Origin of the sequence: Streptococcus infantis, assembly GCF_019929575.1 — a bacterium.
Lineage (GTDB): Bacteria > Bacillota > Bacilli > Lactobacillales > Streptococcaceae > Streptococcus > Streptococcus infantis_L.
On sequence record NZ_JAHZPU010000040.1, the window covers coordinates 1 to 9955 of the forward strand.

Annotated in this window: 12 protein-coding genes and 1 other RNA gene; 11 read left to right on the plus strand and 2 right to left on the minus strand. The window is 38.6% G+C overall.

Annotation, left to right across the window (positions count from 1 at the left end):
• Nucleotides 1–356 precede the first annotated feature (356 nt).
• Nucleotides 357–593 (plus strand): sigma(X)-activator ComW, encoded by a 237-nt coding sequence (gene comW / locus K1I67_RS09085; protein WP_223339682.1) that lies wholly within the window; start codon nucleotides 357–359, stop codon nucleotides 591–593.
• Nucleotides 594–824: 231 nt separating this feature from the next.
• Nucleotides 825–2111, plus strand: coding sequence for an adenylosuccinate synthase (locus K1I67_RS09090; RefSeq protein ID WP_025171244.1), 1287 nt, complete (start codon nucleotides 825–827; stop codon nucleotides 2109–2111).
• Between the two features lie 485 nt (nucleotides 2112–2596).
• On the opposite strand, the gene K1I67_RS09095 is transcribed toward K1I67_RS09090, so the two are convergent.
• Nucleotides 2597–3139, minus strand: a complete 543-nt coding sequence (locus K1I67_RS09095) for a hypothetical protein (RefSeq protein WP_223339683.1) — start codon at nucleotides 3137–3139, stop codon at nucleotides 2597–2599.
• Nucleotides 3140–3447: 308 nt separating this feature from the next.
• Here K1I67_RS09095 and tadA point away from each other — a divergent pair, with 308 nt between their 5' ends.
• The 9 genes from tadA to K1I67_RS09140 all read left to right on the plus strand — a co-directional run bounded on the left by tadA (nucleotide 3448) and on the right by K1I67_RS09140 (nucleotide 9709).
• On the plus strand, nucleotides 3448–3915 hold the full coding sequence (tadA, locus tag K1I67_RS09100; protein WP_223339684.1) for a tRNA adenosine(34) deaminase TadA: 468 nt from the start codon (nucleotides 3448–3450) through the stop codon (nucleotides 3913–3915).
• A 32-nt stretch (nucleotides 3916–3947) separates the two neighbouring features.
• An RNA gene (gene ffs, locus K1I67_RS09105) (signal recognition particle sRNA small type) lies at nucleotides 3948–4046 on the plus strand.
• Between the two features lie 183 nt (nucleotides 4047–4229).
• A complete protein-coding gene (locus tag K1I67_RS09110; RefSeq protein WP_000701996.1) occupies nucleotides 4230–4673 on the plus strand; it encodes a dUTP diphosphatase in 444 nt (147 codons plus the stop codon).
• On the plus strand, nucleotides 4624–5190 hold the full coding sequence (locus tag K1I67_RS09115) for a histidine phosphatase family protein (protein WP_223339685.1): 567 nt from the start codon (nucleotides 4624–4626) through the stop codon (nucleotides 5188–5190). Before K1I67_RS09110 ends, K1I67_RS09115 begins: the two co-directional genes overlap by 50 nt.
• 16 nt (nucleotides 5191–5206) lie before the next feature.
• Nucleotides 5207–5698: a hypothetical protein gene (locus K1I67_RS09120; RefSeq protein ID WP_223339686.1), complete on the plus strand. Its 492-nt coding sequence runs from the start codon at nucleotides 5207–5209 to the stop codon at nucleotides 5696–5698.
• 39 nt (nucleotides 5699–5737) lie between these two features.
• Nucleotides 5738–7102, plus strand: coding sequence for a DNA repair protein RadA (radA, locus tag K1I67_RS09125; RefSeq protein ID WP_223339689.1), 1365 nt, complete (start codon nucleotides 5738–5740; stop codon nucleotides 7100–7102).
• A 71-nt stretch (nucleotides 7103–7173) separates the two neighbouring features.
• Nucleotides 7174–7869 carry a TIGR00266 family protein gene (locus K1I67_RS09130; RefSeq protein ID WP_000672725.1) on the plus strand — a complete coding sequence of 232 codons (696 nt, stop codon included), beginning with the start codon at nucleotides 7174–7176 and terminating at the stop codon, nucleotides 7867–7869.
• A gap of 160 nt (nucleotides 7870–8029) precedes the next feature.
• Nucleotides 8030–8524: a beta-class carbonic anhydrase gene (locus tag K1I67_RS09135; RefSeq protein WP_223339687.1), complete on the plus strand. Its 495-nt coding sequence runs from the start codon at nucleotides 8030–8032 to the stop codon at nucleotides 8522–8524.
• 216 nt (nucleotides 8525–8740) lie between these two features.
• Nucleotides 8741–9709 (plus strand): ribose-phosphate diphosphokinase, encoded by a 969-nt coding sequence (locus K1I67_RS09140; protein ID WP_000010179.1) that lies wholly within the window; start codon nucleotides 8741–8743, stop codon nucleotides 9707–9709.
• A 13-nt stretch (nucleotides 9710–9722) separates the two neighbouring features.
• Here the strand turns inward: K1I67_RS09140 and K1I67_RS09145 are convergent.
• Nucleotides 9723–9955: hypothetical protein (locus tag K1I67_RS09145; protein ID WP_223339688.1), on the minus strand; the 233-nt coding region annotated here is incomplete at its 5' end.

The following is a 9955-nucleotide window of genomic DNA, read 5'->3' on the forward strand; positions in this document are numbered from 1 at the left end:
AGTCAGCTCAAACAGCTTGAAAGATACTCGCTTAATCAGAGGAACAACTTTGTTGCACTTGACTTGACAATTGGGGGTTTTTTAGATTTGAGTGTTTTATTATAAGTCTTTTTAATAGGTCTTATAAGTAATTCTTTAATAGATCGTATGATCTTGCCATCATAGTTTAGACAGTGTGTTTCTTTTATTACAGAAATTTTAGTTTTTTTGAAATGTAGGATTTTCCACCTGATTTGTTAATTTTTTTATTTGTTATTTATTTAGATATTCATTATAGGACATGATAGAAGTATTCTCCCAGCTTTTTTAATTTTTTTGTTATACTCATTTTATCAATAGAAATGGAGTCAAATAAAATGATTGAACAGATTTATGAACAATATCTTGATTTTTATGATGTTATTGAAAAGGAATATAGTTATTTAGTAGATAATGATTTAGAATGGGAAGTTTTTCATCTTCGATTTTTACTCTATTATTTAGTTCGGTACATGATTGATATTATGCATCCTTTATTTTCTTACCACTATAGAGCTTGCTACCGTTTGTACATTGAACAGCTATTGATTTCAAATGACTGTGTTGGGGGATAATTTATAATTTTCATATTTCCGAACTATTTTATAGTTTTTTCTTTTCATAATATAAATTTACAATATTTTTTTAATATTAATTTTCTAATTTTCTCTAATTCCCTAATGTTTCTGGTCTTTGGTCTTGAAAAAATTGAGAATTTTTATTATAATAAATTGTAAGATATAATTGCAGGTGAGATTCCTGCCATGTATGTGAGAAAGGAAGAGCCTAAGGGCTCAGACAAGATTATGACTTCAGTTGTTGTTGTAGGTACCCAGTGGGGTGATGAAGGTAAAGGGAAGATTACAGACTTCCTCTCAGCTAATGCAGAAGTGATTGCACGTTACCAAGGTGGTGATAATGCTGGTCACACAATTGTGATTGATGGAAAGAAATTTAAGTTGCACTTGATTCCTTCTGGAATTTTCTTCCCTGAAAAAATTTCTGTCATTGGGAATGGGATGGTTGTAAATCCTAAGTCACTTGTGAAAGAGTTGAGCTATCTTCATGATGAAGGTGTTACAACAGATAATCTACGTATTTCTGATCGTGCGCATGTTATTTTGCCGTACCACATCGAGTTAGACCGTCTGCAAGAAGAAGCTAAGGGTGAAAATAAAATTGGTACTACTATCAAGGGTATCGGACCAGCTTATATGGATAAGGCTGCTCGTGTTGGAATCCGTATTGCAGATCTTTTGGATAAAGAGATTTTCCGTGAACGTTTAGAACGCAATCTTGCTGAGAAAAATCGTCAATTTGTAAAATTGTATGATAGCGAACCTATTTCATTTGATGATATTTTTGAAGAATATTATGAGTATGGCCAACAAATCAAACAATATGTAACAGATACTTCTGTTATCTTGAATGATGCACTTGATAATGGCAAACGTGTTCTTTTTGAAGGTGCACAAGGGGTCATGTTAGATATTGACCAAGGAACTTATCCGTTTGTTACTTCTTCAAACCCTGTTGCTGGTGGTGTGACAATTGGTTCTGGTGTTGGTCCAAGCAAGATTGACAAGGTTGTAGGTGTATGTAAAGCTTATACAAGTCGTGTTGGTGATGGTCCATTCCCAACTGAATTGTTTGATGAAGTGGGAGAACGCATTCGTGAAGTAGGTCATGAGTATGGTACTACAACAGGTCGTCCTCGTCGTGTAGGTTGGTTTGACTCAGTTGTGATGCGTCATAGTCGCCGTGTTTCTGGCATTACAAATTTATCTTTGAACTCTATCGATGTTTTGAGTGGTTTGGATACAGTTAAAATCTGTGTTGCTTATGATCTTGATGGTCAACGCATTGACTACTATCCAGCTAGTCTTGAACAATTGAAACGTTGTAAACCTATTTATGAAGAATTACCAGGTTGGTCAGAAGATATCACTGGAGTACGTACTTTGGAAGATCTTCCTGAAAATGCACGTAACTATGTTCGTCGTGTTAGCGAATTGGTTGGCGTTCGTATCTCTACTTTCTCAGTAGGTCCTGGTCGTGAACAAACAAATATTTTAGAAAGTGTTTGGTCATAAGAGATTTTTTAAGATTTGTTTAAGATAGTTCAGCTATACTATAAACAGTTACAAGAAGACCTCCTAACTTGTTGTAACAAATATCCTAAACTTTTCTTTTTCATAATAATCTCCCTATAAAGTCACCGCATTCGGTGGCTTTTTTTGTCAGTTTCTAAGTCATATTTAGGTGGCTTCTTTACTTTTAAGACAAAGAAAAAAACAGTGGGACAGAAATCTTTAGACCAACTCTCGATTTGATACATCCAGATCTGTGAGGTTTCAACATTTGGGTAAATTGGTTAAAGTTGTGAATTGAGAAAAGAAGTTTTGGTAAAAGACGCTTTTTGAATTCTCAAATACCAACAAATCGTTCAATTTGCTATCACATCAAAGGCGCATAACTAAGAAAAAATGAGGTTGGGATTTCTGATCCCAGCCTCATCAGTGAACTATTTTCTTGAGAATTTGTAAGTTAGACAAACTTGAATTTTTTCTGAATCAGCTTACTTGATAAATTGATTGCCTGATTTATCACTTTGAAATAGCTTCATTTCATGCATAAAAGCATCTGCCTTTAGTTTATCTGTGATGATACTGACACTTTTTAGCTTATTTATTTTTTTCTCATGTAATGCCACACAAATAGGATTTTTAATTTTTATGGTTAACTTTACACAGTTAAAGGGACGCCTTTTAATGGTTAGTTGTTCAATATCTTGAAGTTTAAATTGATAATGTAATAGGCTGTGGCCTCTATTGCTATAGGTATAATACTGAACAATATTGTTTTTATAAACTTCTAATTTTACTCCATTTATGAAGAGAGAATAGCCTAAAAACCATATAAGGAGGGGAGAGTAAATTAGCACTATCGCCATAACAATCTTATCTGAAAAATCAGTATTATAAGCCATCAGGTACTTTAGAATCCAGAGAACCATAACAGATAAAGATATTATGGATGGCCCTCCTACTCTATTAAATGTATCTTTGTAAGGGGACATCAAGATAAGTTTTGGTTCATCCTGTAAAAACTCTAATTTCATTATTTACTCTTTCATCTTGTTTATTATTTAAATCTCAGGATAATCATCTCTTGGAGACTTATAGTTAAAAATCTTCCGACAGATCTGGACATTCTGTATCAGTTGTCCCCATTACTCTCAGTTCATGATTTCTAGTGTTTCTCTAAATTTTGCTACTATTATACTCTTTTTAAAACTTTATTTCTACGATCCAGAGATAGATTACTATCTATAGAAAAGTTAGTTTCTGCAAATATTATAGAGCTCTTTTTTTGTCTAGGAAAACATGCTATAATGATAGAATTGATAGGTGAGAAAAGAGAGAAGTTATGGATTATACAGTTGAAGAAAAAGAAGCATTTATGAGAGAGGCCTTAAAGGAGGCGGAGATTGCTTTAGAGCATGATGAAATCCCAATAGGTTGCGTAATTGTAAAGGATGGAGAAATCATTGGTCGGGGCCACAATGCCCGCGAGGAGTTGCAACGTGCGGTTATGCATGCAGAGATTATGGCCATAGAGAATGCTAATTTGAGGGAAGAGAGTTGGCGTTTACTCGACTGTACACTTTTTGTGACTATTGAGCCTTGTGTGATGTGCAGCGGGGCGATTGGGCTTGCTCGTATCCCTAAGGTAGTTTATGGGGCTAAAAATCAGAAATTTGGTGCAGCTGGAAGTCTGTATGATATTTTGACAGACGAGCGTCTTAATCATCGTGTGGATGTTGAGACGGGGATTTTAGAGAGTGACTGTGCTAGCATTATGCAGGAATTTTTCAGAAATCGACGGAAAAAATAATTTCTCTTTTAAAATCTTTGGAAATGTGGTATAATAACTAATGGAGCAACAGTTCTGCGTGAAGCGGGTCAGGGGAGGAATCCAGCAGCCCTAAGCGAGTGTGAATTGTGTGCTCTTTTTTTGTGTTTTAAAGAAAACAGTTTAAGTGTGGCTAAAAAGGAATGTGTTTTCTTTAATAAAAGGCTAATAAGAGCTATTTAAAAATCTTCACAGTTTTTTGATATGGAGATTTATATTCGTAGAAGGTTTTTCGTGCTTTTTTCGAATAAATAAGATAAAATAGCCTAGAATGAAAGATTAAAAAGAGGGAAAATATGAAAATTCGTGGTTTTGAATTAGTTTCTAGTTTTACAGATGAGAGTTTGCTACCCAAGCGTGAGACAGCACATGCAGCTGGTTACGACTTAAAGGTTGCTGTGCGCACAGTCATTGCTCCAGGAGAGATTGTCCTTGTTCCAACAGGGGTCAAGGCTTATATGCAACCGACTGAAGTGCTCTATCTTTATGACCGTTCATCAAATCCTCGTAAAAAAGGTTTGGTCTTGATCAACTCTGTGGGTGTCATTGATGGAGATTATTATGGTAACCCAGGAAATGAAGGACATATCTTTGCACAGATGAAAAATATTACTGACCAAGAAGTGATTCTTGAAGTTGGGGAACGTGTGGTTCAGGCTGTCTTTGCTCCATTTTTGATTGCGGATGGAGATGAGGCAGACGGCGTGCGAACTGGTGGATTTGGATCGACAGGACACTAAGATGAAGATTATCTTTGTACGTCACGGGGAGCCAAATTACCTTGAGTTAGAGGAGCGTTCCTATACTGGATTCGGGATAGATTTGGCACCCTTATCTGAGAAAGGAAGACAACAAGCTCAGGAACTGAGCAAAAATTCTTTGCTACACTCAGCTGATCTACTAGTTTCTTCTGCAGTCACAAGAGCTTTAGAGACTGCTAGCTATGTGGCTTGTGCTACTGGCCTTCCTTTGAGGGTAGAGCCATTATTGCATGAATGGCAGGTTTATGAAACAGGTATAGAGAACTTTGAAAAAGCTCGTACTCTTTTTCTAGAAAATAATGGATCCTTACCTCCTAATTGTCCTATTCAATATGAGACAGCTGAGGAAATGAGGTCTCGGTTTCTAGAATCTATGGGCAAGTATCGAGACTATCAGACAGTCGTTGTTGTCACTCATCGAATGCTCATACGCCAGTTTGTACCAGACGAGAAGATTGATTTTTGCCAAGTGATTGAGTCTGAGATAGAGATATAGAAAGAAGCACAATGAAATGAGCTATAAGGATTTTCAAGCTTTTACCGCAGAAAATTGTCAAGGGTATAAGAAGGTGTATGAGATTAGTATTGGAGGTTTTCTTTACTTGGCTTTTCTTCCAGTAGACTATCAAAGAATCCTTTGCATTTCTTCAGAATATATGTCCATCATCGATAGTGAAAAAAGTCAAGTCACTCCAATAGATGGGGATTACGATGAGATAGAGTTAGTAGCTATGTGTGATGGTTATGATTCACCTATTCCTATTGCTGGACAATATGGTGGAAGCCTTCCTTTGTATAATGGTAAAGACATCCGAGTGACAATGGCTAAAGACCAAGCTGAAGAATATCCGATTTTAACCATTTATTGGGAAGAGAATAAAGAAACTAGGACTCAAATTTATAAAGGTTATTTACCCTATACTTTTGGATTTAGTCCTGATGGTCGGTATTATGTCCATGCGGATGATGGTGGACTTACTGTTCTGAAACAAGATAGTTGCTGACGTGAAAAGAATAAGAGATTTTATAATGAGAGGATTAGAATTATAGCTAAGAAAAAAGCGACATTTATATGTCAAAATTGTGGGTATAATTCCCCTAAATATTTAGGACGTTGTCCAAACTGTGGGTCTTGGTCTTCTTTTGTTGAGGAAGTCGAGGTTGCAGAAGTCAAGAATGCGCGTGTGTCCTTAACAGGTGAGAAAACCAAGCCCATGAAACTGGCTGAAGTGACCTCCATCAATGTCAATCGAACCAAGACTGAGATGGAGGAGTTTAACCGAGTTCTTGGTGGAGGTGTGGTACCAGGAAGTCTTGTCCTTATCGGTGGGGATCCAGGGATTGGGAAATCAACCCTTCTCCTACAAGTTTCGACCCAGTTGTCTCAAGTGGGGACGGTTCTCTACGTCAGTGGGGAGGAGTCTGCTCAGCAAATCAAGTTACGAGCAGAGCGTTTAGGTGATATCGATAGTGAGTTTTATCTCTATGCAGAGACCAATATGCAGAGTGTTCGCGCAGAGGTGGAGCGCATCCAACCAGACTTCCTCATCATCGACTCTATCCAGACCATCATGTCTCCTGAGATTTCAGGAGTGCAAGGATCTGTGTCTCAGGTGCGTGAGGTGACTGCAGAACTCATGCAGTTGGCTAAGACTAATAACATTGCCATCTTTATTGTCGGGCATGTGACCAAGGAAGGAACCTTGGCTGGGCCTCGGATGTTGGAGCATATGGTGGATACGGTGCTTTACTTTGAAGGGGAACGCCACCATACCTTCCGTATCCTGAGGGCGGTCAAAAACCGTTTTGGTTCGACAAATGAGATTGGGATTTTTGAGATGCAATCAGGTGGCTTGGTTGAGGTTCTCAATCCGAGTCAAGTTTTCCTAGAAGAACGTTTAGACGGAGCGACCGGTTCGTCCATCGTGGTGACTATGGAAGGAACCCGTCCTATTCTTGCAGAAGTGCAGGCCTTGGTGACACCGACTATGTTTGGAAATGCTAAGCGGACTACAACAGGCCTTGATTTCAATCGTGCAAGTCTGATTATGGCTGTTTTGGAGAAACGTGCAGGTTTGCTCCTCCAAAATCAAGATGCCTATCTCAAATCTGCTGGTGGTGTCAAATTGGATGAGCCTGCCATTGACCTGGCTGTTGCGGTTGCCATTGCTTCGAGTTACAAGGATAAACCAACCAACCCGCAGGAATGTTTTGTGGGAGAGTTGGGCTTAACTGGAGAGATTCGGCGTGTGAATCGTATCGAGCAGCGCATCAATGAAGCAGCGAAACTTGGATTTACAAAAATCTATGTACCGAAAAATTCCTTGACTGGTATCAAGCCCCCTAAGGAAATTCAGGTGATCGGAGTGACCACTATCGGAGAAGTCTTGAAAAAAGTCTTTTCCTAATAGTCTTACTCAGTTTTAGATTGCAAAACACTTTATAGCCAATATTTATTAAAAACAAGGAGGAATTTCTGATGAAATTTTCTATGGACAGTCATATGCAATTTCCTTTGGTAGAGTTGTCACTCAATCAAGGAGAAACCGTCTATATCCAGCGAGGTAGTATGGTTTACCACACGCCTAACGTAAGCCTCAATACCCAACTCAATGCCAGCGGTTCTGGTTTGGGGCGTTTTGTCAAAGCTGTGGGACGTTCTATGGTTTCTGGCGAAAGCACCTTTATCACGCAAGCTGTTGCTGAGTCTGACAACGGCAACCTTGCTTTAGCACCAGATACTCCTGGTCAAGTGATTGCTCTCGAGCTAGGAGAAAAGCAATATCGATTGAATGATGGAGCCTTTCTAGCTCTTGATGGTACAGCTTTCTATACAATGGAGCGCCAGTCTATTGGGAAGGCTCTTTTCGGGGGTCAAGGTGGCCTTTTCGTGATGACTACTCAAGGTCAGGGAACGCTTTTGGCAAATGCATTTGGTTCGATTAAGAAAATTGAGCTTCAAAACCAAGAAATAACCATTGACAATGCCCATGTGGTGGCTTGGAGTCAATCTTTGGACTATCATATCCACTTAGAAAATGGTTTCTGGCAATCTATTGGTACAGGCGAAGGAGTGGTGAATACCTTCCGAGGTACTGGTGAGGTTTATGTACAAAGTCTCAATCTTCAAAGCTTTGCAGGCTCTCTCAACAAGTATATCCAAAAAGAATCATAACAATAAAAACTAGGATAGGGACCTAAGCTAGATGCTAGAAGTCTCTGTTCTAGTTTTTTTATATGGAAGTTGAAAACTGACAAGACAAAGAAAAGATGGTAAGATAGAAGATAAATAATTTGGTTTTCAAATCATCTTAAAAGTTAGAAAGTGTGTTGTCATGTCGTATTTTGAACAGTTTATGCAAGCCAATCAGGCTTATGTTGCCCTGCATGGGCAGTTAAATCTGCCAATCAAGCCGAAAACAAGAGTAGCTATTGTGACTTGTATGGATTCACGTCTGCACGTTGCACAAGCTTTGGGATTAGCACTTGGAGATGCTCACATTTTACGGAATGCGGGCGGTCGAGTGACAGACGATATGATTCGCTCACTCGTGATTTCCCAGCAACAAATGGGAACAAGAGAGATTGTGGTTCTTCATCATACAGACTGTGGTGCTCAGACATTTCAAAACGAAGAGTTTCAAGAACATTTAAAAACAGAATTAGGGGTTGATGTCTCGGGTCAAGATTTTCTCCCTTTTCAAGATGTTGAGGAGAGTGTTCGTGAGGATATGCAGTTACTTCGAGAATGCCCATTGATTCCAGATGATGTGGTTATTTCAGGGGCTGTTTATGATGTGGATACAGGCAGTATGAGAGAGATATACTAACTTTTCCTTTGTGAGTTCCTGTCTTCCTATGAGATAGAATGTCTAAGTTGTCACATTTCAGCTTGAATATAAGGAATATAAATGAGCACAAGACAAGGGGATAAATGTCCATTCTTGTCTTATTTTTTATTGAAAAATCAAGAAAAAAGCGCTACAATGGTAGTTGGAAAAATGTTGTGAAAAAACACAAGTGATACATAAATACTGGAGGAAATCATGTCTTTTTCTGATTTAAAGCTGTTTGCCCTTTCTTCAAATAGAGAATTGGCAGAGCGTGTGGCGCAAGAGATTGGGATAGAGTTGGGAAAATCGACCGTACGTCAATTTTCAGATGGGGAAATTCAAGTTAATATCGAAGAATCAATCCGTGGAAAACACGTCTTTATCCTACAATCAACTAGCTCACCTGTAAATGACAATCTGCTAGAAATCTTGATTATGGTAGATGCTTTGAAACGTGCCAGTGCAGAATCTGTCAACGTTGTTATGCCTTATTACGGTTATGCACGTCAGGATAGAAAGGCGAGAGCGCGTGAGCCAATCACTTCAAAACTTGTGGCAAATATGCTGGAAGTGGCTGGAGTGGATCGTTTGTTGACGATTGACTTGCATGCTGCACAGATTCAGGGATTCTTTGATATTCCTGTCGATCACTTGATGGGTGCTCCTTTAATTGCAGACTACTTTGAACGTCGTGGCATGGTTGGTTCTGACTATGTGGTTGTCAGCCCAGACCATGGTGGGGTGACTCGTGCTCGTAAATTGGCAGAGTTTTTGAAAACTCCGATTGCCATTATTGATAAACGTCGTAGCGTGGACAAGATGAATACCAGTGAAGTGATGAACATCATTGGTAAGGTAGAAGGCAAGACTTGTATCTTGATTGACGACATGATCGATACAGCTGGAACTATTTGTCATGCGGCGGATGCTCTTGCAGAAGCTGGTGCTGTTGAAGTTTACGCAAGTTGTACGCACCCAGTTCTTTCAGGGCCTGCTATGGATAATATCCAAAAATCAGCTATTAAAAAATTAGTTGTTTTGGATACTATCTACCTACCAGAAGAGCGTTTAATTGATAAGATTGAGCAAATCTCTATCGCTCATCTCTTGGCAGATGCTATCATCCGTATCCACGAAAAACGCCCTCTATCTCCATTATTTAGTATTGAGAAAAAAATCTAACGAATTCGTTGGATCAAACAAAGCTCCTAACAAAGTGATAGACCTTGTTGGGAGTTTTCTTAATTAGATCAGAAAAATGTGAAAATTTCACTAATTGTTCGTTTTTTAGTCTATGTTTTTCCTTAATTCTTCGAGAATATTGCTTATTTTTTAAGAATATAATAAATTTCACTTCCCCAATTGTCAAGTCAAGTGCAACAAAGTTGTTCCTCTGATTAAGCGAGTATCTTTCAAGCTGTTTGAGCT

Coding starts and splice junctions, on each gene's coding strand:
- comW (WP_223339682.1), top strand. CDS start 357: ATGATTGAACAGATTTATGAACAATATCTTGATTTTTATGATGTTATT.
- K1I67_RS09090 (WP_025171244.1), top strand. CDS start 825: ATGACTTCAGTTGTTGTTGTAGGTACCCAGTGGGGTGATGAAGGTAAA.
- K1I67_RS09095 (WP_223339683.1), bottom strand. CDS start 3,139: ATGAAATTAGAGTTTTTACAGGATGAACCAAAACTTATCTTGATGTCC.
- tadA (WP_223339684.1), top strand. CDS start 3,448: ATGGATTATACAGTTGAAGAAAAAGAAGCATTTATGAGAGAGGCCTTA.
- K1I67_RS09110 (WP_000701996.1), top strand. CDS start 4,230: ATGAAAATTCGTGGTTTTGAATTAGTTTCTAGTTTTACAGATGAGAGT.
- K1I67_RS09115 (WP_223339685.1), top strand. CDS start 4,624: ATGAGGCAGACGGCGTGCGAACTGGTGGATTTGGATCGACAGGACACT.
- K1I67_RS09120 (WP_223339686.1), top strand. CDS start 5,207: ATGAGCTATAAGGATTTTCAAGCTTTTACCGCAGAAAATTGTCAAGGG.
- K1I67_RS09130 (WP_000672725.1), top strand. CDS start 7,174: ATGAAATTTTCTATGGACAGTCATATGCAATTTCCTTTGGTAGAGTTG.
- K1I67_RS09135 (WP_223339687.1), top strand. CDS start 8,030: ATGTCGTATTTTGAACAGTTTATGCAAGCCAATCAGGCTTATGTTGCC.
- K1I67_RS09140 (WP_000010179.1), top strand. CDS start 8,741: ATGTCTTTTTCTGATTTAAAGCTGTTTGCCCTTTCTTCAAATAGAGAA.